Source organism: Winogradskya humida (genome assembly GCF_016862215.1).
In the GTDB taxonomy this organism is placed as follows: domain Bacteria; phylum Actinomycetota; class Actinomycetes; order Mycobacteriales; family Micromonosporaceae; genus Actinoplanes; species Actinoplanes humidus.
Genome location: NZ_BOMN01000054.1, coordinates 1 through 24,618 on the forward strand (window position 1 = coordinate 1; position 24,618 = coordinate 24,618).

Genomic DNA, 24,618 nt, shown 5'->3' on the forward strand with positions numbered 1-24,618 from the left:
GCCCCGCTCAGGCGGTCTGAGCTGAAATCGCTCACGGGCTGTGCCGGCCGGCCCCGAGCGGGGTGATGCAAGTTGCATCGTGCGGGTTAATTTTTGGCGTTGAGGGTGAGCTGGTGGGACCCGCCGGTGGGCGCGTGCGCTAAGCAGGTAAGCTGGTGGGGTTGCCACGGCGAGGGTGCCACGCGGTCTGCTGCAGGTTTGCGGAGTTCGCTTGAGGCACCGTGATCGACGCGGTGCTCCGGGCTTGTGCCCGCGCGCCCCTAGCCGAGCAGATTGTGCACCACAGACCGCTCGGCTCCGCCGATCGCACAGCTCGTAGCCCGCAGACTTAGACGCAGCCCGATCAGAGTTTCAGGAGTTTCCCCGTGTCCGAGGTAAAGATCAGCGCCGAGCCCCGTACCGAGTTCGGCAAGGGTGGTGCCCGCCGCACGCGCCGGGCCGGCCTCGTGCCCGCCGTGCTTTACGGTCACGGCGAGGCCCCCGTCCACATCGCGCTGCCCGCGCGTGAGTTCGCCGCCGCGATTCGTCATGGTGGGCTCAACCAGGTTTTCACGATCGACGTCGCCGGTGGCACCGGTGCGACGCTGGCGCTGCCGAAGGCGATCCAGCGTGACCCGATCAAGGACACCTACGAGCACGTCGACCTGATCATCGTCAAGCGTGGCGAGAAGGTCCAGGTCGACGTTCCGATCAACCTGGTCGGCGAGGCTGCCCGCAACACGCTGGTGCAGAACGACAGCACCACGCTGTCGATCACGGCCGAGGCGATGCACCTGCCGTCGAGCATCGACGTGTCGATCGAGGGCCTCGAGGCCGGTTCGCAGATCACCGCCGGCGACGTGGTCCTGCCCGAGGGCAGCGAGCTCGCCGTCGACGCCGACTTCGTCATCGCGTTCATCACTCAGGCGCAGACCGCTGAGCAGATGGAGGGTGGCGAGGGCGACGCCGCCGAGGCCGAGGCCGAGCCGACTGAGGCCGCCGCCAGCTGAAGCTAGGAACCAACCGAAACAGGGAGAGCGCCGGTGGCGCTTTCCCTGTTTTTCGTAGGGGACGAGTTTTTCGTAGGAGACGAGTAGCGATGACCGAGGACGCTCCCTGGCTCGTTGTCGGCCTGGGTAATCCGGGCCGGGAGCATGCGGCCAACCGGCACAATGTCGGGTTCATGGTGGCTGATCTGCTGGCGAAGCGGGTGGGTGGCAAGTTCGGGCGCCAGAAGCGCGCGGTGGCCGAGGTCGCCGAGGGGCGGATGGGCTTCGGCGGCCCGAAGCTGATCCTGGTGAAGCCGTTGACCTTCATGAACCTGTCGGGGGCGCCCGTGGTGGCGCTCTGTCAGTTCTTCAAGGTGCCGGTGGAGCAGGTCATCGCCGTGCACGACGAGCTCGATGTGCCGTACGGCGAGGTGCGGGTGAAGCGCGGCGGTGGTGAGGGTGGCCACAATGGGCTGCGTTCGATGTCGAAGTCGCTGGCTTCGAAGGAGTACGCGCGGGTCCGGTTCGGGATCGGGCGTCCGCCGGGGCGTCAGGATCCGGCCGATTTTGTGCTCGCTGATTTTTCCGGGGTGGAGCGCAAGGAGCTGGAGTTTCTTGTGGATCGGGCCGCGGATGTGGTCGAAGCTGTGGTCGGCGAGGGTGTCGAATGGGCCCAGAACAAATACCACGGTAGTTAATGTTTGGCAGGCAAATGGATGAATCTCTTATATCTCCTTTTGTCCGTCTATCGGTCCCGTGACGACCTCCCCCTTTAGTCCGTTGGTCACGTAGCGCGCCGAAATGGTGCGGTACTCAGCGGCGTGGGGAGGCCGGGTGACACAGGACCTGTCCAGGAGCCATCAGGCGAAGCTGGACGAGACGACGGTGATCCTGAGCATTCCCCGGCGCGCCGTCGAGGGGCCGGCGACGTATCCGCCGACGAACCATGGTCCGCGGCCGACCCGGCCGGCACCTTTTCGCGAGCGGGCCCGCAACAACAAGATCCCGGCGCCGCCGCGGCCGCGCACGAACGATCGCTACCGGTCACTGGAGCAGAAGCCCACCCCTTCAACCCGGCGGGTACGCGGTAAGCACGCCGCGATGTCCCGGCGTCAACGGTGGGAACGTCGTTACGTACGCGCGCTGATCGGCAGTGATCTGCTGGCCGGTGCGGTCGCGGGCGGGGCCACGTTCGGCCTGCGGTTCGGCGACGAGGTGACGGCGTACAACCTCTGGTATCTGGTTCTGTCCGCCCTGCTGCCGGTGGCGGTGCTGGCGGTGCTGGTGGTGAGCCGCGCGTACGAGCGTCGTTTTCTGTTCGTCGGCACGGACGAGTACCAGCGAGTGTTCCGAGCCGGGGTCGGGTTGATCGCGGGTGCGGCGCTGGTGTCGTACGCGCTGGATCTGGATCTGGCCCGCTCCTATGTCCTTGCGGCGTTGCCGACCGCTTTCGCCGTGGCGGTGGTCCTGCGGTTCGGGCTGCGCAAGCAGTTGCATCTGCGCCGGGCCCGCGGGGAGAGCCTGCGCCGGGTGCTGGTGGTCGGTCACGAGTTGTCGGTCATCGGGATCACCCGGCAGCTGCGCCGGGAGCGTTATCACGGCCTGGAGGTCGTCGGGGCGTGCCTGCCCGCTCAGCACGACGGCGCGGTGGACCTGCCGGTGTTCGGGACGTTCGACGACGTAGCCAACGCGGTGGACGCTGCTGACGCGGACACCGTGGTGGTGCTGGGCTGCCCGGAGCTGGACGGCGTGGCGCTGCGGCGGCTGGCGTGGCGGCTGGAGCGCGACGAGGTCGACCTGATCGTGGCCAGCGCGCTGATCGACGTCGCGGGGGCGCGGACCACGATCCGCCCGTTCGACGGTCTGCCGATGATGCAGGTCGAGCACCCCCGGCTGCACGGCGGTGCACGGTTCGTCAAGGATCTCTTCGATCGGTGCGGCGCGCTGGCGTTGCTGGTTCTCTGCGGGCCGTTGCTGTTAGGCGTCGCACTCTCGGTCCGGGGCACCTCTGCCGGACCGGTACTCTTTCGTCAGGTTCGGGTAGGGCGGGATGGGTCCGAGTTCCGCATCTTCAAGTTCCGCAGCATGTTTGTCGATGCCGAGGCGCGGCTTGCCGAGCTCGGTCATCTCAACGAGCACGACGGTGTGCTCTTCAAAATCCGCGACGACCCGCGAGTCACCCCGGTCGGACGGTGGCTGCGCAGGCTCTCGCTGGATGAGCTGCCCCAGCTGCTCAACGTCCTGCTGGGCCAGATGTCGCTGGTCGGGCCACGTCCGCCACTGCCGTCGGAGGTTGCCGTCTACGCCGATGACGTCCGCCGTCGGCTGGCCGTCAAACCCGGCATGACGGGCCTGTGGCAGGTTTCCGGACGTTCGGATCTCCCATGGGAGGAAGCGGTCCGGCTCGACCTTCGCTATGTGGAGAACTGGTCGCTGAGTTTGGACCTGGTGATCCTTTTGCGGACCATGACCGCGGTGGTCCGGTCGTCGGGGGCTTACTGAGTGAGGAGAGGCGAGGCGATGAGCGAGCAGACAGGGACGTCGGCGCGGGTTGCGGGTCAGCGGGAGCCGGAGGTCAGCGGCACTCCACCGGTGAACGACTCCGCGTTCGCCCGCTGGCTGGCCGACCGCGCCGGCCAGGTGCTGCTCCAGGTTCGCCAGGACGTGGGCTACTCCGACGGCAAGGCGCTCAAGGCCGCCGGAGACCAGGCCGCGCACGAGCTGCTGCGCTCCGAGCTGGCCCGCTGGCGCCCGGCTGACGCCGTGCTGTCGGAGGAGGACGACCATTCGCGGGTCGCGTGGCAGGACGGCGAGCGCGATACGTTGCGCCCCGACCGGCTCGACGCGTCCCGCGTGTGGATCATCGACCCGCTGGACGGCACCCGGGAGTTCTCCGAGGAGGGCCGCGCCGACTGGGCCGTGCATGTGGCGCTCTGGACCGCGGACTGCTCCAGCCCGAGCTGTCTCGCGGCCGGCGCGGTGGCGATGCCGGCTCAGCACCGGACGATGGCCACCGATCACGTCCCCGCGTACCCTCCGCTGCCGCTTGCCGCCGCGACCGGCGGGCCGATCCGGATCGCGGCGAGCCGCACCCGCCCGCCCGCCTTTGTCACAGAATTGTCACAGGGCATCGGGGCAGAATTGGTTCCCATGGGATCCGCCGGAGTAAAGATCGCCTCGGTCATCAGCGGCGAGACCGACGCCTACATCCACGCCGGAGGGCAGTACGAATGGGACAGCGCGGCGCCCGTGGCTGTGGCCCTGGCCACAGGTCTGCACGCTTCCCGCATCGACGGGAGTGAGTTGAAATACAACCAGGCGGACCCCAAGTTGCCTGACCTGGTGGTCTGTCGTAAGGATCTCGCACCTCGGTTGCTTGCAGCGTTGCAGCGTCACCTCCCCTAATCTGACCCCCTGCACCAGCGATACCGAAAGGTCTGGGATTCCGTGAGCCAGACGAAGCCCTACCGGGTCTCCCATCTCGATGCGCTCGAAGCCGAGAGCATCTTCGTCATGCGTGAGGTCATGGCCGAGTTCGAGCGCCCCGTGCTGCTCTTCTCCGGCGGCAAGGACTCGATCGTGATGCTGCGGCTGGCCGAGAAGGCGTTCGCCCCCGCGCGCGTGCCGTTCCCGGTCATGCATGTCGACACCGGTCACAACTTCCCCGAGGTCCTCGAATACCGCGACTCGCGGGTGGCCGAGCTCGGGCTCAACCTGGTGATCGCCAGCGTGCAGGAGGCGATCGACTCCGGGACGGTGCGCGAGCTGCCCGACGGCACCCGTAACCGGATCCAGACGCCGGTGCTGCTCGCCGCGGTCGAGAAGTACCGCTTCGACGCCCTCTTCGGCGGCGCCCGCCGCGACGAGGAGAAGGCCCGCGCCAAGGAGCGGATGTTCAGCTTCCGCGACGAGTTCGGCCAGTGGGACCCCAAGAACCAGCGGCCCGAGCTGTGGTCGCTCTACAACGGCCGGCACCACCCGGGCGAGTCGATCCGCGTGTTCCCGCTGTCCAACTGGACCGAGCTGGACGTGTGGCACTACATCGCCAAGGAGCAGATCCCGCTGCCGAGCATCTACTACGCGCACGAGCGCGAGGTCGTGGAGCGCGCCGGGATGTTCTACGCGGTGAACGAGTTCATCGTCCCGAAGGCCGGCGAGACCGTCGAGACCCGCATGGTGCGCTATCGCACGGTGGGTGACGCGTCGCAGACCGCCGCGGTGCTCTCCGAGGCGGACACCGTCGACAAGGTCATCGACGAGGTGGCCGCCACCCGGATCACCGAGCGTGGTGCGACCCGGGGCGACGACAAGGTCAGCGAGGCCGCGATGGAAGACCGCAAGCGGGAAGGTTACTTCTGATGAGCCAGGCAGTTGTGGAGCCCGAGGCAGCGCCTGCCCGGCAGATGGACCTGCTCCGGTTCGCCACCGCGGGTAGCGTGGACGACGGCAAGTCGACCCTGATCGGGCGGCTGCTGTTCGACACCAAGTCACTCTTCTCCGACCAGCTCGAAGCGGTCGAGGCGGTCAGCGCCGCGCGGGGCGACGAATACACCAACCTCGCGCTGCTCACCGACGGCCTGCGGGCCGAGCGGGAGCAGGGCATCACCATCGACGTGGCGTACCGCTACTTCGCCACGCCGCGGCGCAAGTTCATCATCGCGGACACCCCGGGGCACATCCAGTACACCCGGAACATGGTCACCGGTGCCTCCACGGCCGACCTGGCGCTGATCCTGGTCGACGCGCGCAAGGGCCTCGTCGAGCAGTCCCGGCGGCACGCGTTCCTGACGAGCCTGCTGCGGGTGCCGCACCTGGTGCTGTGCGTCAACAAGATGGACCTCGTCGGCTGGGACAAGGCGGTCTACGACAAGATCGCCGACGAGTTCACGTCATTCGCCGCGAAACTCGACATCACCGACCTCACGATCATCCCGGTCTCGGCGCTGGAGGGCGACAACATCGCCACCCGCTCCGAGAAGTCCCCGTGGTACGAGGGCCCGTCGCTGCTGCACCACCTCGAGCACGTGCACATCGCGTCGGACCGCAACCTGGTCGACGTACGGTTCCCGGTGCAGTATGTGATCCGTCCGCAGTCGACCACGGTGACCGACTATCGCGGCTACGCGGGCCAGGTCGCCTCAGGTGTGCTCAAACCCGGCGACGATGTGCTGGTGCTGCCCTCGGGCCTGACCAGCAAGATCGCGGCGATCGACACCGCGGACGGCCCGGTCGACGAGGCGTTCCCGCCGATGTCGGTGACGGTCCGGCTGACCGACGAGATCGACATCTCGCGCGGTGACATGATCTGCCGCCCGCACAACGCGCCGGCGGTCGCCCAGGACGTCGAAGCGATGATCTGCTGGATGGACGAGACGGCCCCGCTGCGGGTCGGCACGAAATACACCATCAAGCACACCACGCGTACGGCCCGGGCGGTTGTCCGCGGCCTGCAGTACCGCCTCGACGTGAACACGCTGCACCGCGACGAGGGCGCCCCGGAGCTGGGCCTCAACGAGATCGGCCGGGTCCGGCTGCGCACCACGATCCCGCTGCTGGCCGACGAGTACCGCCGCAACCGCACCACCGGCGGCTTCATCCTGATCGACGAGTCGACCAACCGCACGGTTGGCGCCGGCATGATCATCGAAGCGTCGTAGGACCACAGAGAACGGCCCGCCCAGCGCAAGCTGGGCGGGCCGTTTTCGGTAGGTCAGATCTTCTGGGCACCCTGAGCGGCCGTCGCCGGCCAGATCGTGGGAGCGGTGAAACCCTTCTCCTCGTACGCCCGGAGCACAGCAGCCGTGGTCTCGTCGGCCCTGGCAGCGTCGACGAGCGCCAGCACGCAGCCCCCGAAACCGCCACCGGTCATCCGGGCGCCATAAGCCCCGGCCGCCAGCGCCGCCTCGACGGCGACGTCGACCTGCGCGACGGTGATCTCGAAGTCGTCGCGCATCGAGACGTGCGACGCGGTGAGCAGCGGGCCGATCTCGCGGACCTGCCCGGCGCGCAGCAGCGCCACCGTGTCGAGCACCCGCTGGTCCTCGGTGACGATGTGGCGCACCCGGCGGCGGGTCACCTCGTCGTCGATCCTGGCCAGCGCCGCGTCGAGCTCGTCGACCGCCACGTCACGCAGGGCCGGCACACCCAGGATCCGGGCGGCCTCCTCGCAGGACTTGCGCCGGGCGCCGTACTCGCCGTCGACGTGCTGGTGCGGGGCGTTGCTGTTGATGATCAGGATGGCCAGGCCCTCGGCGGCCAGGTCGAACGGGATCTGCTCGACCTCCAGGGACCGGCAGTCGAGGAACAGCGCCCGGCCCTGCTCGCACCGGATCGACGCCGACTGGTCCATGATCCCGGTGGGCGCGCCCACGTAGACGTTCTCGGCGCGCTGGGCCAGCCCGGGACGCTTCTCGACGGGCAGGTCGATGCCGCCGAGCTCGACGAGGGCGGTCAGCACGGCCGATTCCAGGGCGGCCGAGGACGACAGCCCCGAGCCGAGCGGGACGTCCGAGGACAGCGCGATCCGGGCGGGCGGCACGTCGAAGCCCGCGTCCTGCAGCGCCCAGACGATGCCGGCGACGTATCCGGCCCAGCCCTCGACCTCGCCGGGGCCGGTGGTGCCGAAGCTCACCGACTCGTTGACGAGGTCCGAGCAGACCGTCCAGCCCGGCTCGGTGGACGGCGCCACGGCCGCCACGGTGTGCTGGGGGATCGCGAACGGCAGCACGAAGCCGTCGTTGTAGTCGGTGTGCTCACCGATCAGGTTGACCCGCCCGGGTGCCGCCCAGAGGCCGGCGGGGTCGGAGCCGTAATTGCTTTGGAAGGCCGCAGCGGCCGAGGTGGCGACACTCATGACGATGATCAGATCACGCCACGTGCGACCGGTAGAACGCCCAGGCGTCCCCGATCATGTCGGTCAGGGTGTTCTTCTGCGGGATCCAGCCCAGCTCGTCACGGGCCTTCTGCGAACCGGCGACCAGCGTGGCCGGGTCACCCTGGCGCTGCGGGGCGATCTCGACGGGCAGCTCGGCGCCGGTGACCTGACGGGCCGCCTCGACGACCTCGAGGTTGGAGAAGCCGTTGCCGTTGCCCAGGTTGAAAATCTTGTGCTCGCCGGGGGCCGCCACGTCCAGCGCCAGCAGGTGGGCGCGGGCCAGGTCCTGCACGTGGATGTAGTCACGCACGCAGGTGCCGTCGGCGGTCGGGTAGTCGTCGCCGAAGATCTGCAGCTTCTCGCGCTTGCCCGCGGCGACCTGCAACGTGATCGGGATGAGGTGGGTCTCCGGGTCGTGCCGCTCCCCGATGGCGGTGCCGTCCTCACGGATCAGCGCGCCGGCCACGTTGAAGTAGCGCAGGGAGACGGCGGCCAGCCCGTGCGCGAACGCCTCGGAGGTCAGGGCGAAGTCGAAGGTGAGCTTCGTCGCACCGTACGTATTGGTCGGGGCCTTCGTCGCCGTCTCGGTGATCGGCAGCTCGGTGGGGTTGCCGTAGACCGCCGCGGTGGAGGAGAACACCATGCGCGGAACCCCGGCGGCCCTTACGGCGTTGAGCAGCGCGAGCGAGCGCTGCACGTTGTGGTCCCAGTAGAGCTCCGGCTTGTGCATCGACTCGCCCGCGGCGATCAGACCGGCGAAGTGCAGCACCGCGTCGAACCCGGCCTCCGGGGTCAGCACGGTCCCGGCGTCGGCGATGTCGGCCTGCACGAAGGTCGCGTCGGGGGCGATCGCTTCCCGGAAGCCGGTGCTGAGGTTGTCGAGCACGACGACCTCGTGCCCGGCGTCGAGCAACAGCCTGCTGGTGACGCTGCCGACGTAGCCGGCACCTCCGGTGACGAGCAGTTTCACGGTGAAGACCTCCGTTGCGCGGGCACCTACCACCGCCAGCCTAGGCGGCCTGCCTGTGCCAGTAGATTCCATCACAATCGCGCAAAAGTCAACATGGTCGAACATTCGGCCCCTTTAGATGGAACTGGAAGAGGGCCCTGAAAGGGTGGCTCGTGCGGGCGGCGGCGGGGAGGGAGGCGGGGGCGGCTTGGCCTACCGGTCCGTATTCCTGACAGAATGGCGCTCATGTCCGACGCCGCTCGCCGCCCCCGGGTGCTCTCCGGCATCCAGCCGACCGCCGATTCGTTCCACCTCGGCAACTATCTCGGCGCGGTTCGCAACTGGGTCGCCATGCAGGACACCGCCGACGCGTTCTACTGCGTCGTGGACCTGCACGCCATCACGGCGGGGCACGACCCGGTGGCCCTGCGGAACAGGACCCGGCTCTCCGTCGCGCAGCTGCTCGCGCTCGGGCTCGACCCGGAGCGCTGCACGCTGTTCGTCCAGTCGCACGTCCCCGAGCACGCCCAGCTCGCCTGGGTGCTGAGCTGCATCACCGGCTTCGGCGAGGCCGGGCGCATGGTGCAGTTCAAGGACAAGTCGGCCAAGCAGGGCTCCGACAGCACCAGCGTCGGGCTGTTCACCTATCCGATCCTGCAGGCCGCCGACATCCTGCTCTACCAGGCAGACGCGGTGCCGGTCGGCGAGGATCAGCGCCAGCATCTCGAGCTCACCCGCGACCTGGCGCAGCGCTACAACTCGCGCTTCGGGCAGACGTTCACCGTGCCCTCCGCGTACATCGTGAAGGACACGGCCAAGATCACCGACCTGCAGGACCCGACCTCGAAGATGAGCAAGTCGGCGTCCTCGCCCGGCGGCATCATCGAGCTGCTCGAGGAGCCCGCCCGCTCGGCCAAGAAGATCAAGTCCGCGGTCACCGACACCGGCCGCGAGATCCTCTACGACGAGGTGAACAAGCCCGGCATCAGCAACCTGCTGACCATCTACGCGGCGCTGACCGGGCGGACCATAGACGAGCTGCTCGAGCAGTACGACGGCCACGGATACGGCGACCTCAAGAAGGACCTCGCCGAGATCGTGGTGGAGTTCGTCAAGCCGATCCAGGAGCGCACCCGCGCCTACCTGGAGGACCCGGCGCACCTCGACAAGATCCTCGCGATCGGGGCCGACAAGGCCCGCGCCGTGTCGGCGGTGACTCTGGCCCAGGCCTACCAGAACATCGGTTTCCTCAGCCCCTCCCGCGGGGCCTGACACCGGTGGCGGCACAGACGGGCGAGGCCGCGACGCGCATCGGGGTCGCGATCGACATCCCGGAGCCGTGGGGAGCCCTGCTCACCCGGCGCCGGGCCGACGCGGGCGACCCGCAGGCGGCCTACACGCCCGCGCACGTGACCCTGCTCGGGCCGACCGAGGTCGCGAGCGCGGCGCTGCCGGAGATCGAGAAGCACCTGGAGTCGGTCGCGTCGGCGCAGGACCCCTTCACGATCCACCTGCGCGGCACGGGCACGTTCCGGCCGATCACCGAGGTGGTCTTCGTGACGCTGGCCGTGGGGATCAGCGAGTGCGAGCTGCTCGCCGCCGCGATCACGGCCACCGACGGGATCCACCGCGACACCCGGTTCCCGTACCACCCGCATGTGACCGTCGCCCAGGACGTGCCCGGAGATGCCCTGGACGCGGTCTTCGACGACCTGTCCGAGTTCGACGCGCGCTTCCACGTGCCCGCCTTCACCCTGTTCTCGCACGACGTCGCGGGCGCCGGCGAGGGCCCCTGGCGACGCCGCCGCGATTACCGCCTGGGTGGCCTGCGCTAAAGAAGCAGAGCTTTTGGGTACGGTCTGCGGCGTGAACGCCATCGACCGGGCGTACGCGGCGGTCGAGTCCCGGATTCTGGCGCTGCGAGTCCGTTCCAAGTACTTCGACCACTTCGCCCGTGCCTGGCTGCGCTACGAGCAGGTCCTCGGTGGCCGGCTCGCGGCCGCGATCGCCTACTACGGCTTCTTCGCGATCTTCGCGCTCGTCCTGATCGGCTACTCGATCTTCGGGTTCCTGCTCAAGTCGAACACCGCGCTGTTCGACATCGTCCAGGAGTTCCTCGGTGACAACCTGCCGTTCCTCGACGTGGAGGCCATCCTCACCAGCGGCAGGACCGTCGGGATCGTGGGCATCGTCGGCCTGGTCTTCACCGGCATCGGCTGGATCGAGGCGATCCGCTCGTCGCAGCGGCTGATCTGGCGGCTCAACGAGCAGCCCGGGTACATCGGCATCCGCCAGGTCGTGGACCTGCTCGTGCTGATCGGCATCCTGCTGCTGCTGATCGTCACGGTGGCCGCCGTCTACGGGCTGGAGACGCTGCTGGAGTGGCTCACCGACGGCCGGGCCGGGTTCCTGCTCTCGCTGGTCAGCACGATCCTCACGCTGGGCCTCGACATGCTCCTGGCGGCGGCGCTGCTGGCCGCGGTGCCAAGGCTGCGGATGACCGTACGCCGGATGGTGCCCCCGGTCCTGCAGGTCGGCATCGGCATCTACCTGCTCAACACCGTGGGCAAGTCGTTCGTCGGGCTGATCGAGCGCAATCCGGCGTACGGTCTGGTCGCCAGCGCCGTAGGCGTATTGTTCTATCTCTATGTCTTCAACCAGTTGTTGCTGTTCGGGGCGGCGTGGGCGGCAACGAGCCCGCACGGCAGGGTAGTGGACCTGTCCGCCGACGATAAAACCGCCCCGGTCGGACAAAACACCTGGATTCGGCACGACCGCCCGGAATGATGAGGCCGTGGGCACTCTCGTGACGCTGCACCTGCCGCCGGACTCCCCGGTGGAGAACCTGCCGTGGATCATCACCATCGGCGCGCTGAACGACGACGAGGACTGGGAGCCGCTTGTCTGTGGCCCCTACGAGCGCCCGCACGCGCTCGCCCTGGCGCAGGCTGTCGTCGCGGACGAGGACCTGATGGCGGTGGTCGAGCCGCTGCTGCCGCTCGCCGACGCCGACGCGATCCGGGCCGAGGTCGAGCTCGCGAAGTCCGGCCTGGACGACGGAGCCAGCACCGACGACCTGGAAGCCGAGCACTTCGACGACGGGCCGCGCCGCACGACCCCGGGCCGGCCGCCCACGGGGGACGAGGTGCGCGCCGGGTTCGCCCGCATCGCCGCGAAACTGACCTCAGCGGACCAGTGAGCCTCGCGGCCCGCGAAACTGACCTCAGCGGACCAATGAGCCCCGCGGCCCGCGAGCTGACCTCAGCGGACCAGTAGCGCCCGCAGGCCCGCGAGGTAGGCCTCCTTGCCGGGGGAGCCTGTCAGGACCACCTGCACCGCGTAGCCGGGCATGAGGGCGAACAGTGCGGCGGCCACCGCGTCCGGATCGGAGCCGGCCGCCACCTCGCCCCGGGCCACGGCCCGCTCGGCCAGTGTCGTGAACAACGCGCGCATCTCGTGGAAGCGGTCGCGCACGATCGCGCCGATCGCCGGGTCGAGCGTCGCCTCGGACCAGACCTGCAGACCCATCGGGAAGTTGCCGCCGGGGCGCGCCTGCTCGTCGATCACGTCGACCACCTGGCCCATCGCCTCGATCAGGCTCAGCGTCTCGTTCTCGGCGACCGCGTGCAGCCGCAGGACCAGGCTGCCCGCGACGGTCTCGGAGATCGCGTTGATGATCTCGTCCTTGGATTTGAAGTAGCGGTAGACGGCGCCGACCGACAGCCCGGCCTCGTGGATCAGGTCCTGCATCGTCGTGTTGTGGACGCCCTTGCGCATGAAGCAGGCGCGAGCGGCGACCAGGATCTGCTCCCGGCGGGCATTCAGGTGGTCCTCGGAGACGCGGGGCACGTCACCATTCTAAAACGAACGCTCGTTCTTGACAGCGGCGGTCGCGACATGGACCCTGAGGCTGATAAAGAACGAGTGTTCGTTTTAGGAGAACATGATGTCGAGGCTCTCACCGGTCCGGCTCGCGCTGCTCATCGCGGTCGCCGCCGTGGCACTGCAGGTGCTGCTCGTCCCCCTCTTCGTCGGGCCCGCCTCGCACCTCGAGCCCCGCGACCTGCCCATCGCCGTCGCCGGGCCGCAACCCGCCGCCGGGCAACTGGCCGCCAAGCTGACGGCCGCGCGGCCCGGAGCCTTCGACGTGCGGGTGGTCACGGACGCGGATGCCGCGATCCGCGACCGTGACGTGTACGGCGCCGTGGTCCTCGGTGCCGCCGGCCCCTCGCTGCACATCGCCTCCGCGGCGAGCCCTACCGTGGCGACGCTGCTCACCCAGGCCACCGCCGAGCTCGGCCAGGGCGGACCCGTGCCCGTCGTGGACGTCGTCCCGACCGACCCGGACGACCCGCGTGGTGCCGCCTTCGGCGCGGCGTTCCTGCCCATGGCGATCACCGCGATGCTCGCCGGGGTGCTGACGTTCTTCCTGGTCAAACGGGTGGCGGCGCGGGTTTTGGCGATCGGGGCGTTCGCGGTGCTCGCCGGGTTCGCGGGTGCGGCCGTGCAGCGGTTCTGGCTGGGGACGCTGCCCGGTGACTATCTGGCGATCGCCGCTGGGATCGGGCTCTTCGTGCTGGCGTTGTCCGCCGCTGTGGCGGGGCTCGGGGCGCTGATCGGGCGGGAAGGGCTCGGGGTCGGCGCGGTGACGTTCTTCCTCGTCGGCAACGCGCTGTCCGGGGTCAGCGCGGCGCCGGAGTTGCTGCCGCAGCCGTGGGGCGCCGTCGGGCAGTTCCTGCCGATCGGGGCCGGGGCCACGGTGCTGCGCTCCGATGCGTACTTCGGCGGGCGGGGCGCTGGGATGCAGGTTGCGGTGCTCTCGGCGTACGCCATCGTGGGTCTGATCCTGGTTCTGAGCGGGAGGGGCGGTCTGAGCCGGACCGGGCCGGAGGAAAGGTGACGGGCATACTTGGCGCGTGGTGCTCTCCCGGCGGTGGTCCGCCTTTCTGGTCGCGGTCGGTGTGTGGAGCTGGCTCATCTGGCCCCGGTTCGGGCTGGCCATCTGGAAGGACGACCGCGCGTTCAGCGACGGGACCCCGACGGCCTTCCTCTGGGTGCACGCGCTGTTGATCACGGCGTCGCTGATCATCGGCACGGTCGTGGGGGTGCTCGGCGTTCGTGGGTGGCGAGCCGCGACGACACGCCGTGTTACCGAAGATTCAGCGGCTGTCGGCGCGGGATCGCCGAAAGATTAACGGCGCGTTACGCGAGAAACGGGCAATTCCCTACCTTCTCCCGGTTACCCATCGTTCAGCGTGTCGTGCGGTTGCGGCCAGATAACAGTGCGCCAACGGTCCGGCGCGATTTCCGGACGCCGCCGTGGCCTGCGGCTACGCTCCCGGCTGTGATGCACCGCGCGTAGTCGGTGCGCTGTGGAAGGAGGGCGTGTTGCGCCCAGTAACTGGTCAGCGAATCGTTGCGATTCTCGCGGCGGGTGGGCTGACGCTTGCCGCCGCGGCCTGTGGCGACGCCCCTGAGGACACTCCGAGTGGTTCCGGCGCGAGCGCTGCGGCGGCATACAAGGCATGCATGGTCACGGACACCGGCGGCATCGACGACCGGTCGTTCAACGCCTCCGCGTGGGCCGGCATGCAGGCTGCCAAGGAAGCCGCCAGCAACGTCGACCCGAAGTACGTGGCGTCGACCGCCGAGGCTGACTACGAGCCCAACCTGCGCCAGTTCGTGACGCAGAAGTGCAACTTCATCCTCGCGGTCGGTGGCCTCATGGGTGACTCGACGAAGGCTGTCGCGGCGACCGCCACGGACTCGCAGTTCGGCATCGTCGACAGCAGCATCGCGGACGCCAAGAACGTCTACCCGATGCAGTTCGCCACCGACGAGGCCGCGTTCCTCGCGGGCTACCTCGCCGCGGGCTACTCCAAGACGGGCAAGGTCGCCACGTACGGCGGCCTGGCGATCCCGCCGGTCACCGTCTTCATGGACGGCTTCGCCGACGGTGTGGCCTACTACAACACCCAGAAGAGCAAGAACGTCCAGGTGCTCGGCTGGGACAAGGCCAAGCAGAACGGCACCATCGCCGGCAACTTCGGCGACCAGGCCAAGGGCAAGTCCATCACGAGCACGTTCGTCGCCCAGGGCGCCGACGTGATCATGCCGGTCGCCGGCGGCACCGGCCTGGGCACCGCGGACGTCGCCAAGGCGTCCGGCGGCAAGGTCTCGGTCATCTGGGTCGACCAGGACGGCTGCAAGAGCGCCGAGCAGTACTGCGACGTGTTCCTGACCACGGTCGTCAAGAACATCACCGACGCCGTGAAGCAGGCCGTCACCGACGGCGCGCAGGGCAAGACCCTGGGCTCGACCCCGGGCTACCTGGGCACGCTGGAGAACAACGGCGTCTCGCTCGCGCCGTACAACCAGTTCGACAGCAAGGTCGACGCCGGTCTCAAGGCCGAGATCGACAAGCTGAAGGCGGACATCATCGCGGGCACCGTGAAGGTCGAGTCGGCCAACGCGCCGAAGTGACCCACCGGGAGACCGAGTAGTTTCCGGCCGCCGCGCAGTCACGTTGTGACCTGCGCGGCGGCTCTGCTCCGGGCTGTTATAACGTCCCTCGCGTTATCCACCATCTCGTCTGCAGGAGATTCCGCTGAGACTCGAGCTGCGCGGCATCACCAAGCGCTTCGGCGACCTGGTGGCCAACGACCACATCGACCTCACCGTCGAACCGGGTGAGGTCCACGCCCTGCTCGGCGAGAACGGGGCCGGCAAGTCCACCCTCATGAACCAGCTCTACGGCCTGCTCCAGCCGGACGAGGGCGAGATCCTCGTCGACGGTGAGGCGCGCACCTTCCGCAGCCCCCGCGACGCGATCGCCGCCGGCATCGGCATGGTCCACCAGCACTTCATGCTCGTGCCCGTCTTCACCGTCGCGGAGAACATCGCGCTCGGCGCCGAGAAGACCCGCGCCGGCTTCCTCGACCGGCGCCGGGCCCGCCGCGAGGTCCTCGAGGTCTCCGCACGGTACGGGCTGCCGGTCGACCCGGACGCCGTGGTCGAGAACCTGCCCGTCGGCGCCCAGCAGCGGGTCGAGATCGTCAAGGCGCTCACCCGCGACGTCGACCTGCTGATCCTGGACGAGCCGACCGCGGTGCTCACCCCGCAGGAGACCGAGGAGCTGCTCGCCGTCATGCGGGGGCTCTGCGACGCGGGCAAGTCCATCGTCTTCATCACCCACAAGCTCAAAGAGGTCAAGGCCATCGCCGACCGGATCACGGTCATCCGGCGCGGGCAGACCGTCGGCACGGCGAGCCCGGACACCCCCGAGGACGAGCTGGCCGCCCTCATGGTCGGCCGCGCGGTCACCCTCGAGGTCAGCAAGGAGCACGCCAAGCCCGGTCGCGAGGTGCTCACGATCTCCGGCCTGTGCGTGGACGACGACCGGGGCGTGCGCGCCGTCGACGGCGTCGACCTGGAGATCCGCGCCGGTGAGGTGCTCGGCATCGCGGGTGTGCAGGGCAACGGGCAGACCGAGCTGGTCGAGGCCGTGATGGGGCTGCGCGAGGCGCTCACCGGCACGATCAAGGTCGACAACGAGGACCTGACCGGCATGACCACCAAGCAGATCCTGCGCTCCGGCATCGGCTACGTGCCCGAGGACCGCAGCCTGGACGGCGTGGTCAAGGAATTCTCCGTCGCTGAGAACCTCGTCCTCGACCAGTACGACCGGCCGCCGTACGGCAACGCGTTCCGGCTCAACCCGGCCGCCATCGATGCCGCCGCCCGCGAACGCGTCGAGCAGTTCGACATCCGTACGTCCTCACCCGCCTCCGCGGTCAGCACGCTCTCCGGCGGCAACCAGCAGAAGGTCGTCGTGGCGCGGGAGATGTCGCGGCCGCTGCGGCTGTTCATCGCCGCCCAGCCGACCCGCGGCGTGGACGTCGGCTCGATCGAGTTCATCCACGGCCGCATCGTGCACGAACGCGACGTCGGCACCGCGGTCCTGGTGGTCTCGAGCGAGCTGGACGAGGTGGTCGCGCTCGCCGACCGGATCGCGGTCATGTACCGCGGCCGGATCCTGGCTATCGTCCCGCCGACGACGCCGCGCGAGGAGCTGGGCCTGCTGATGGCCGGCATCACCGGGCCGCAGGCCGTTGCCGCTCCGGGTTCGGCTCCGGCCTCGGATGCTGCCCCGGGTTCGGATGCTGCCCCGGGTTCGGATGCTGCCCCGGGTTCGGGTTCTGATGAGAAGGGGACGAAGTGAGCACCGACGGACCGGTCGACGCGCCAGTCGCGGAGGCCGCACCTCCACCCCCTGCGGCGCCGCCCAAGGAAGAATCCGATTCCTTCCTGAGTCACTTCCTGCACAACTTGTGGGCCGCCAATACGGTCACGGTGACGCTGCTCTCGATCGTGCTCGCCGCGTTCGTCGGCGCGGTCCTGATCGTGCTATCCGACCCGGCGGTGCTGGACACGTTCAGCTACATCACCGCCCGCCCCAGCGACGCGTTCAGCAGCAGCTGGACGGTCGTCAGCAGCGCGTACGCGGACCTGTTCAAGGGCGCGATCGTCGACCCGGCCACGATCACGGCCTGGGCGAACGGCAGCGGCACCTGGCGGCAGGTGTTCTTCCCGATCTCCGAGACCCTCACGTACGCCGCCCCGCTGGTCTTCACCGGCCTGTCGGTGGCGCTGGCGTTCCGCGGCGGCCTGTTCAACATCGGTGGCCAGGGCCAGGCGATCATCGGCACGATCACGGCCGGGCTGGCGGGCTTCCTGCTGCCGCTGCCGCCGGTGATCCACCTGATCGCCGCGCTGGCGGCGGGCGCGCTCGGCGGCATGCTCTGGGGCTTCGTGCCGGGCATCCTCAAGGCCCGCACCGGTGCCCACGAGGTCATCGTGACGATCATGCTGAACTACACGGCCAACCTGTTCCTGAGCTGGCTGATCCTGCAGAAGGGCATCCAGCAGCCCGGCCGCAGCGACGCGATCAGCAAGACCGTGGACAGCTCGGCCACGCTCCCGTCGTTCGGCGGTGAGCTGCGGGCCAACCTCGGCATCGTGCTCGCCGTGCTCGCCACCGCCGGGGTCGCGTGGCTGCTCAACCGCTCGGCGTTCGGGTTCGAGCTGCGTGCGGTCGGCGCCAACCCGCCTGCCGCGCGTACGGCCGGTATGAGCGTCGCCAAGACGTACACGCTGCTGATGATGACCGCGGGTGGCCTGGCCGGGCTCGGTGGCGCGACCCAGGTCCTCGGCACCGCGCACGCGCTGACCACCCAGGTGGCCGGCAACATCGGCTTCGACGGCCTGCTGGTCGCCCTGCTCGGGCGCAACCGCCCGTGGGGCACGCTGGCAGCCGCGCTGCTGTTCGGTGCACTGCGCGCCGGCGGTAACCGTATGCAGTCGTACTCCGGCATCTCTCTGGAGCTGGTAACCGTGCTCCAGGCACTCATCGTCATCTTCATCGCCGCCCCGGCGCTGGTGAAGACGATCTTCCATCTCCGGGCAGCCCGCACCGCGCGGCTCGGTGCCTCGATGGCGAAGGGCTGGTGACCGGGGTGTCCACGGCGACAGTGCAGGAAGCGCCCGTGACCGTGGCGCCGGCCAGGTTCATGGACCGCCAGCGGCGCCTGGGCGTCGGTGTGACCCTGATCGGCCTGGTGGCGGCGATCCTCTTCGGAGCGCTCGCGCCCTCGCAGACCGCGCGCTTCACGCTCAGCGAGGACGCCGAGGGTGCCGCGCTGTCCATCAACGGCCAGCTCGGCGCGATCCTTTTCGGCATCATCGCGATCGCGGCCGGCTCGGTGCTGCTCGCCGGGCTACTGCGGAAATACCAGACCACCATCCTGGTGCTGGGCATCCTCGCATTCGTCCTGTCGTTCCTGTGCTGGCAGGTGGCCGGGAAGTTCCTGCCGCTGGTCGACACGGTCAGCGGCAGCCTCGAGCTCGCCGTGCCGCTGATCCTGGGCGCGCTCGCGGGTGTGCTCGGGGAACGCTCCGGCGTGGTCAACGTCGCGATCGAGGGCCAGTTCCTGATGGGCGCGTTCTTCGCGGCGCTGGTAGGCACGATGGCCACCAGCGTCTGGGCCGGGCTGTTCAGCGCGGCCCTCGGCGGCGTGCTCATCGCGGCGATCCTGGCCGTGCTCGCGATCCGGTTCCTCGTCGACCAGGTGGTCGTCGGCATCGTGCTGAACCTGCTCGCGCTCGGCATCACCGGCTTCCTCTACGAGCGGCTGATGCAGCCCGACGCGCAGTCGTACAACGAGCCCCCGAAGATGCCCGAGTGGCGCATCCCCGGCCTCGCCGACATCCCCGTGGTCGGCCCGGTGCTCTTCGACACCAACCTGCTGGTCTGGCTCGCGCTGATCCTGGTCTTCGCGCTGCACTTCGGTCTGACGCGCTCCCGCTGGGGCCTGCGTACCCGGGCCGTCGGCGAGCACCCGACCGCCGCCGACACGGTGGGCATCCGGGTCCGCGGCCTGCGCTACCTGAACGTCCTGATCGGCGGCGTCATCGCCGGTGCCGGCGGTGCGTACTTCACGCTGGTCTCGACGGGCAGCTTCAACAAGAACATGACGGCGGGCGCGGGCTTCATCGCCCTGGCCGCCCTCATCTTCGGCCGGTGGACGCCGTTCGGCGCGCTCGGCGCGGCCCTGTTCTTCGGGTTCGCGCAGAAACTGGCGACCTACCTCAGCGTCGCCGGGAGCCCGGTGCCGAGCCAGTTCCTGAACATGCTGCCGTACCTCGCGACGATCGTGGCAGTGGCCGGGCTCGTCGGCCGGGTCCGTGGCCCGGCCGCTGCCGGGCAGCCGTACGTGAAGAGCTAGTAGCCGTTAAGGGGAGCCCGTCCGGACCGGACGGGCGGTCAGGCACAATCGGCGCATGGAGATCGACTGGGGATCACTGCGGGCCGCGGCCATCGAGGCCATGCGTCACGCGTACGCGCCCTACTCCGACTTTCCCGTCGGGGTGGCCGCACTGGTGGACGACGGCCGGGTGATCGTCGGCTGCAACGTCGAGAACGCGTCCTACGGCATCGGGCTGTGCGCGGAGTGCGGGCTGGTCAGCTCGTTGCACGCGACGGGCGGCGGCCGGCTCGTGGCCGTGTCCTGCGTCGACGCCAACGGGCAGCCGCTGATGCCGTGCGGGCGCTGCCGTCAGCTGCTCTACGAGCACGGCGGCGCGGAATGCCTCGTCGAGCTGCTGCCCCGCCCGCTGACCATGGGTGAGCTGCTGCCGCACGCGTTCGGCCCCGCCGACCTGGAGAAGGTGACCGGGCCGTCCGCGGTGCCGGCCGTGCCCGCCCAGCTCGCCAAGTGGCGCGGGCGCGGCACCGTCTTCGTGCACCCGGACCTCTCCGGCGGCGAGCAGGTCTGGACGGGGTACTGGGAACGCTCCGGTGGCAGCCCGGACGAGACCGACGCGGACAAGGGCGTCCTCGAGGAGGGCCCCAACTTCGCGACCGCGACCGCGGCGGTGACCTGGGGGCGGACGCGTACCTCCCGGATCGTCGTGGTCGACGCCGCCGGCGCGCTGTCCTGGGCCGGCGAGGGAGAACCGCCGGAAGGCATCGGTACCAAGTGGGAAGAGCAATCCTCATGAGCGAGTTCGCGGCTGTCGACGTCATCCGGGCGAAGCGGGACGGGCACGTGCTGTCCGACGCACAGATCGACTGGGTGCTCGACGCGTACACGAAGGGTGTCGTCGCCGACGAGCAGATGTCCGCGCTGGCCATGGCCATCCTGCTGCGCGGCATGACGCCCGGCGAGATCGCCCGCTGGACGGCGGCCATGATCGCCAGCGGCGAGCGGCTGGACCTGTCCGCGGTGCCCCGCCCGACCGTGGACAAGCACTCCACCGGCGGCGTCGGCGACAAGATCACCCTGCCGCTGACCCCGCTGGTCGCCGCGTGCGGCGCTGCCGTCCCGCAGCTGTCCGGCCGCGGGCTCGGCCACACCGGCGGCACGCTCGACAAGCTCGAGTCGATCCCCGGCTGGCGCGCCACGCTCAGCAACGACGAGTTCGTCCGCCAGCTCAGCGAGGTCGGCGCGGTGATCTGCGCGGCCGGCGAGGGCCTGGCCCCGGCCGACCGCAAGCTGTACGCCCTGCGCGACGTCACCGGCACCGTCGAGGCCATCCCGCTGATCGCCAGCTCCATCATGAGCAAGAAGATCGCCGAGGGCACCGGCGCACTGATCCTCGACGTGAAGGTCGGCACCGGCGCGTTCATGAAGGACGAGAACGACGCCCGCGAGCTCGCCCGCACCATGGTCGAGCTCGGCAAGGCGCACGGCGTGAAGACGGTCGCCCTGCTCACCGACATGAACACCCCGCTCGGGCTGGCCGTCGGCAACGCCATCGAGGTGGCCGAGTCGCTGGAGGTGCTGGCCGGTGGCGGCCCCTCCGACGTGGTCGCGCTGACCGTGGCGCTGGCCCGGGAGATGCTCGACGCCGCCGGCATCGACGCCGACCCGGCCAAGGTCCTCGAGTCGGGCGCTGCCATGGACACGTGGCGCGCGATGATCCGGGCGCAGGGCGGCGACCCGGACGCGCCGCTGCCGGGTGCCCGCGAGACCGAGGTGCTGCGGGCCACGGAGGACGGCGTGGTCGGCTCGCTGGACGCGCTCGGCATCGGTCTCGCCGCGTGGCGTCTCGGTGCCGGACGGGCCCGCAAGGAGGACCCGGTGAGCTTCGGCGCGGGTGTGCTCCTCAAGAAGCGACCTGGCGACGCGGTGCGTGCTGGTGACGTGCTGCTCGAGCTGCGTACCGATGATGGAAGCAGGATCCCCGCGGCCCTGGCGGACGCGCAGCGGGCCGTGACGATCTCGCAGGGCGTGCCCACCCATGGGCCATTGCTGATCGACCGCATAGCCTGAGCGGTCATGAAGGCCGCCCCCGACCCCAGGGCGGTGCGCGACGCCAGCCTCGACGAGCTGGAACGCCTCGCACTGCCGTTGCCACCGCCGTCGTTCCCGCTCGTCTGGGAGCCCGGTGACGAGGTGGAGCTGCGCCCGACGGGCGAGCTCGAGGCGCGGGCGGCCGTCCTGCACGTGGTCGTCGCCCGCTGCTTCGGCATGCCGACCGAGGCCGCGATGAGCTGGCTGCTCAACTCCAAGCTGGTCGACTTCGTCACCCCGCCCGAGTGGCAGTTCGTCGCCGGGGCCAAGGGCGACCATCGCTCGTTCGTGCTGCACCACGACGCCGTCTTCGCGCTCTCCTGGCTGCTCGGGCTCAGCGGTCACCTCGACGCGACCGCGCCGCCGGAGGAACGGATGATGAGCCAGATGCCGGATCTGCCGGCCGGCGAGCTGTTCAACGCGTGGCGGTCGCGGGCTCTGGTCGCACCCCGCGACGCCACGGACGCCGTGGTGCTGCTGGATCTCTACTACTGCCTCGACTGGGCGTTCCAGGAGGCCGAGAAGCTGGGTGTGGAGCTGCCCGGCGAGGTCGACAGCAACGCGATCGGCCAGCGCCGCTGGGCCCTCGAATGGGCGGTCACCTTCACGGGGCCGTACCACGAGGACCCGCCCGAATGGGAAGAAGTGGATCTCTCGGTCTAGGCCGGCCCTCTTGTCGCTTTTTGGAAGGCAGGCTTGTAAACGGTCACGTCGACCGCTGCGGTCACTTTGCGGGCCGTCATGCCTTCCATGGGTACGTGACGCGCGCTCGGGGTCATCCCGACCAGGGTGCGGGTCTCGGCGGCCGTCAGATCGAGCGTACGGCGATGGGTGGCGCTGCCGACGACGGTGAACGCGGCCCCCAGCGACTCGGCGACCCGGTCGGCCTTCCCGGGGTCCACCCGGAGCAGGTTGTGCGCGGCGATCAGCTCCGCGAGGTGGTCCGGGGCGGGCGTGACGACCGCGAGCAGGCCACCGGGGCGCAGGACCCGGCGGAACTCGGGGCCGTTGCGCGGGGCGAAGACGTTGAGGATCAGCGCGACCGACGCGTCGGCGAGGGGGAGCGGGCCCCAGAGGTCGGCCAGGGCAGCCCCGGCCCGCGGGTGGGCGCGGGCGGCGCGGCGCAGGGCCGGCTTGGAGACGTCGATGCCGAGACCGGGGGTGTCCGGCAGGGTGTCGAGGAGCTTGGCTAGGTAGCGGCCGGTTCCCGTGCCGGCGTCGAGGATCAGGCCGGGCTCCGGGCGTACCCCCTCCTGAAGTGCCTTTGTTATGAAGTCGTAGTGGCCCTTCTCCAGGAAGGCGTCGCGATCCGCGATCATCTCGGCGGTGTCGCCGGAATGGGGCGAGCGGCCTGTGGTGAGGTTCACGTATCCCTGCCGGGCGACATCGAAGGCGTGCCCCCGGGGGCAGCGCAGCGAGCGCTCGTCGGGCATCGACAGTGTTTCGCCACACACTGGGCATGTCAGGTACGGCAATGCTCCGTCGATCATTCGCTGCTTCCCTCTAGCATCTGCTGATGGTCGCCATCTCCCACGCCGACATCGTCAGGGCCCCCAAAGCGCTGCTCCATGATCACCTCGACGGCGGCCTGCGCCCCGCGACGATCGTGGAGCTGGCCGGCGCGATCGGGCACGTGCTGCCCGAGACCGATCCGGAGCGGCTCGGCGCGTGGTTCGTCGCGGCCGCCGATTCGGGGTCGCTGGAACGCTACCTGGAGACGTTCGCGCACACCGTCGCGGTCATGCAGACCGAGGAGGGTCTGCGCCGGGTCGCCCGGGAGTGCGCGCTCGACCTGGCCGCCGACGGCGTGGTCTACGCCGAGGTCCGGTATGCCCCCGAGCAGCACCTCGAGCGCGGTCTGACCCTCGACGCCGTGGTCGACGCGGTGCACGCGGGATTCCAGGAGGGCTGCGCCGAGGCGGCGAGCCAGGGCAATGTCATCCGGATCGGCACCCTGATGACCGCGATGCGCCACGCCGCGCGCTCGCAGGAGATCGCCGAGCTGGCCGTCCGCTACCGCGACCAGGGCGTGGTGGGCTTCGACATCGCTGGGGCGGAGGCGGGCTTCCCGCCCACCCGGCACCTCGACGCGTTCGAGTACCTGCAGCGTGAGAATTTCCACTTCACGATCCACGCGGGCGAGGCGTTCGGGCTGCCCTCGATCTGGCAGGCGATTCAGTGGTGCGGGGCCGACCGGCTCGGGCACGGCGTCCGGATCGTGGACGACATCAACGGCTCCGAGCTCGGCCGGCTCGCGTCATACGTCCGGGACAAGCGCATCCCGCTGGAGCTGTGCCCCTCGTCGAACGTGCAGACCGGCGCGGCCCCCTCGATCGCCGAGCACCCCATCGGGCTGCTCCGCGACCTGCGGTTCCGGGTCACGGTCAATACGGACAACCGGCTCATGAGCGGAACTTCCATGTCACGGGAGATGGCGCTGCTCGCCGAGAACTTCGGCTGGGGCTGGAGTGAACTGCAGTGGCTGACGATCAACGCGATGAAATCCGCGTTCATCCCGTACGACGAGCGGCTGGCGCTCATCAACGATGTGATCAAGCCGGCGTACGCGAAGTTGCTGTAGAGAAATCCCTTTTTGACCGTCATGTAGGACACGTGCGTACTTTCGGCCGCCGAAACTGCCGATTCGGTTAGCCGACTCAGCCGTTCGGACAGTCTCCTCTCTACAAACACTGCACAATCCGGCATCTTGCCTTGCCGTGCGGCCGCGTGCGAGCAATCGTCTGTGCTGCCGCGATCGCAGGTTGGTCCGGTCGGATCGGCAAGCACGGAGACCCCGTCGCGCCGACCGGAGTGAGTGACGTTAAGAGATGTACCCCTATACGAGCAGTGATGGCCGACCGGTGAGGCTCCCGTCTTAGGACGCGACTTCGCATCACACAAACGGTCCGGGTCAGGCTGCTCTTTCTCTTTGACACTCGTCGTGATGGAATCTCGGGGGCCCGACCCGGTGTG

24 protein-coding genes are annotated in these 24,618 nt (G+C 69.4%); 20 read left to right on the plus strand and 4 right to left on the minus strand.

What is annotated here, in order from left to right:
• The first annotated feature begins 365 nt into the window (after positions 1–365).
• The 6 genes from Ahu01nite_RS20960 (at position 366) to Ahu01nite_RS20985 (ending at position 6,625) form a co-directional block, all read left to right on the plus strand.
• A complete protein-coding gene (locus Ahu01nite_RS20960; RefSeq protein WP_203838274.1) occupies positions 366–989 on the plus strand; it encodes a 50S ribosomal protein L25/general stress protein Ctc in 624 nt (207 codons plus the stop codon).
• 89 nt (positions 990–1,078) lie between these two features.
• On the plus strand, positions 1,079–1,666 hold the full coding sequence (pth, locus tag Ahu01nite_RS20965) for an aminoacyl-tRNA hydrolase (RefSeq protein ID WP_203838275.1): 588 nt from the start codon (positions 1,079–1,081) through the stop codon (positions 1,664–1,666).
• Positions 1,667–2,069: 403 nt separating this feature from the next.
• Positions 2,070–3,470, plus strand: coding sequence for a sugar transferase (locus Ahu01nite_RS20970; RefSeq protein WP_203838357.1), 1,401 nt, complete (start codon positions 2,070–2,072; stop codon positions 3,468–3,470).
• An 18-nt stretch (positions 3,471–3,488) separates the two neighbouring features.
• On the plus strand, positions 3,489–4,373 hold the full coding sequence (locus Ahu01nite_RS20975) for a 3'(2'),5'-bisphosphate nucleotidase CysQ (RefSeq protein ID WP_203838276.1): 885 nt from the start codon (positions 3,489–3,491) through the stop codon (positions 4,371–4,373).
• A gap of 42 nt (positions 4,374–4,415) precedes the next feature.
• Positions 4,416–5,327, plus strand: coding sequence for a sulfate adenylyltransferase subunit CysD (gene cysD / locus Ahu01nite_RS20980; protein WP_203838277.1), 912 nt, complete (start codon positions 4,416–4,418; stop codon positions 5,325–5,327).
• Positions 5,327–6,625 carry a sulfate adenylyltransferase subunit 1 gene (locus tag Ahu01nite_RS20985; protein ID WP_203838278.1) on the plus strand — a complete coding sequence of 433 codons (1,299 nt, stop codon included), beginning with the start codon at positions 5,327–5,329 and terminating at the stop codon, positions 6,623–6,625. Before cysD ends, Ahu01nite_RS20985 begins: the two co-directional genes overlap by 1 nt.
• A 53-nt stretch (positions 6,626–6,678) precedes the next feature.
• Here the strand turns inward: Ahu01nite_RS20985 and galK are convergent, their stop codons facing one another.
• Together galK and galE are read right to left on the minus strand one after the other, a co-directional pair.
• Positions 6,679–7,821, minus strand: a complete 1,143-nt coding sequence (gene galK / locus Ahu01nite_RS20990; RefSeq protein ID WP_203838279.1) for a galactokinase — start codon at positions 7,819–7,821, stop codon at positions 6,679–6,681.
• A gap of 13 nt (positions 7,822–7,834) precedes the next feature.
• Entirely contained in the window at positions 7,835–8,812 is a 978-nt protein-coding gene (galE, locus tag Ahu01nite_RS20995) for a UDP-glucose 4-epimerase GalE (RefSeq protein WP_239159019.1), read from the minus strand.
• A gap of 225 nt (positions 8,813–9,037) precedes the next feature.
• On the opposite strand from galE, the gene trpS reads away from it, so the two are divergent.
• From trpS to Ahu01nite_RS21015, 4 genes are read left to right on the plus strand one after another with little or no spacing between them, the layout of a single operon-like run.
• Positions 9,038–10,063 (plus strand): tryptophan--tRNA ligase, encoded by a 1,026-nt coding sequence (gene trpS / locus Ahu01nite_RS21000; RefSeq protein ID WP_203838281.1) that lies wholly within the window; start codon positions 9,038–9,040, stop codon positions 10,061–10,063.
• Between the two features lie 5 nt (positions 10,064–10,068).
• Complete coding sequence (locus tag Ahu01nite_RS21005) at positions 10,069–10,626, plus strand: 2'-5' RNA ligase family protein (protein ID WP_239159020.1); 558 nt, start codon at positions 10,069–10,071, stop codon at positions 10,624–10,626.
• Between the two features lie 31 nt (positions 10,627–10,657).
• On the plus strand, positions 10,658–11,578 hold the full coding sequence (locus tag Ahu01nite_RS21010) for a YihY/virulence factor BrkB family protein (RefSeq protein ID WP_203838282.1): 921 nt from the start codon (positions 10,658–10,660) through the stop codon (positions 11,576–11,578).
• A gap of 7 nt (positions 11,579–11,585) precedes the next feature.
• Positions 11,586–11,990, plus strand: a complete 405-nt coding sequence (locus Ahu01nite_RS21015) for a hypothetical protein (RefSeq protein ID WP_203838283.1) — start codon at positions 11,586–11,588, stop codon at positions 11,988–11,990.
• Positions 11,991–12,052: 62 nt separating this feature from the next.
• Here Ahu01nite_RS21015 and Ahu01nite_RS21020 read toward each other — a convergent pair whose 3' ends face one another.
• Positions 12,053–12,640, minus strand: a complete 588-nt coding sequence (locus Ahu01nite_RS21020) for a TetR/AcrR family transcriptional regulator (RefSeq protein WP_203838284.1) — start codon at positions 12,638–12,640, stop codon at positions 12,053–12,055.
• A 97-nt stretch (positions 12,641–12,737) separates the two neighbouring features.
• Between Ahu01nite_RS21020 and Ahu01nite_RS21025 the strand changes: the two genes are divergently transcribed.
• From Ahu01nite_RS21025 to Ahu01nite_RS21065, 9 genes are all read left to right on the plus strand, one after another.
• Entirely contained in the window at positions 12,738–13,691 is a 954-nt protein-coding gene (locus Ahu01nite_RS21025; protein WP_239159021.1) for an ABC transporter permease, read from the plus strand.
• A 16-nt stretch (positions 13,692–13,707) separates the two neighbouring features.
• Complete coding sequence (locus Ahu01nite_RS21030; RefSeq protein WP_203838286.1) at positions 13,708–13,986, plus strand: SCO4848 family membrane protein; 279 nt, start codon at positions 13,708–13,710, stop codon at positions 13,984–13,986.
• 193 nt (positions 13,987–14,179) lie between these two features.
• On the plus strand, positions 14,180–15,274 hold the full coding sequence (locus Ahu01nite_RS21035) for a BMP family lipoprotein (protein ID WP_203838287.1): 1,095 nt from the start codon (positions 14,180–14,182) through the stop codon (positions 15,272–15,274).
• Between the two features lie 169 nt (positions 15,275–15,443).
• The gene (locus Ahu01nite_RS21040; RefSeq protein WP_307794534.1) at positions 15,444–17,012 is read left to right on the plus strand and encodes an ABC transporter ATP-binding protein; all 1,569 of its coding nucleotides are present in this window, start codon (positions 15,444–15,446) and stop codon (positions 17,010–17,012) included.
• Complete coding sequence (locus Ahu01nite_RS21045; RefSeq protein ID WP_203838288.1) at positions 17,009–18,301, plus strand: ABC transporter permease; 1,293 nt, start codon at positions 17,009–17,011, stop codon at positions 18,299–18,301. The genes Ahu01nite_RS21040 and Ahu01nite_RS21045 overlap by 4 nt, the downstream gene beginning before the upstream one ends.
• A gap of 5 nt (positions 18,302–18,306) precedes the next feature.
• Complete coding sequence (locus tag Ahu01nite_RS21050; RefSeq protein WP_438874805.1) at positions 18,307–19,575, plus strand: ABC transporter permease; 1,269 nt, start codon at positions 18,307–18,309, stop codon at positions 19,573–19,575.
• A gap of 55 nt (positions 19,576–19,630) precedes the next feature.
• Positions 19,631–20,350 carry a cytidine deaminase gene (locus tag Ahu01nite_RS21055; protein ID WP_203838289.1) on the plus strand — a complete coding sequence of 240 codons (720 nt, stop codon included), beginning with the start codon at positions 19,631–19,633 and terminating at the stop codon, positions 20,348–20,350.
• On the plus strand, positions 20,347–21,624 hold the full coding sequence (locus Ahu01nite_RS21060; RefSeq protein ID WP_203838290.1) for a thymidine phosphorylase: 1,278 nt from the start codon (positions 20,347–20,349) through the stop codon (positions 21,622–21,624). The genes Ahu01nite_RS21055 and Ahu01nite_RS21060 overlap by 4 nt, the downstream gene beginning before the upstream one ends.
• A 6-nt stretch (positions 21,625–21,630) precedes the next feature.
• On the plus strand, positions 21,631–22,308 hold the full coding sequence (locus Ahu01nite_RS21065; RefSeq protein WP_203838291.1) for a DUF4272 domain-containing protein: 678 nt from the start codon (positions 21,631–21,633) through the stop codon (positions 22,306–22,308).
• Here the strand turns inward: Ahu01nite_RS21065 and Ahu01nite_RS21070 are convergent.
• Positions 22,305–23,135 carry a putative RNA methyltransferase gene (locus Ahu01nite_RS21070; RefSeq protein ID WP_203838292.1) on the minus strand — a complete coding sequence of 277 codons (831 nt, stop codon included), beginning with the start codon at positions 23,133–23,135 and terminating at the stop codon, positions 22,305–22,307. The genes Ahu01nite_RS21065 and Ahu01nite_RS21070 overlap by 4 nt on opposite strands.
• Before the next feature lie 26 nt (positions 23,136–23,161).
• On the opposite strand from Ahu01nite_RS21070, the gene Ahu01nite_RS21075 reads away from it, so the two are divergent.
• A complete protein-coding gene (locus Ahu01nite_RS21075) occupies positions 23,162–24,226 on the plus strand; it encodes an adenosine deaminase (protein WP_203838293.1) in 1,065 nt (354 codons plus the stop codon).
• Positions 24,227–24,618 lie beyond the last annotated feature (392 nt).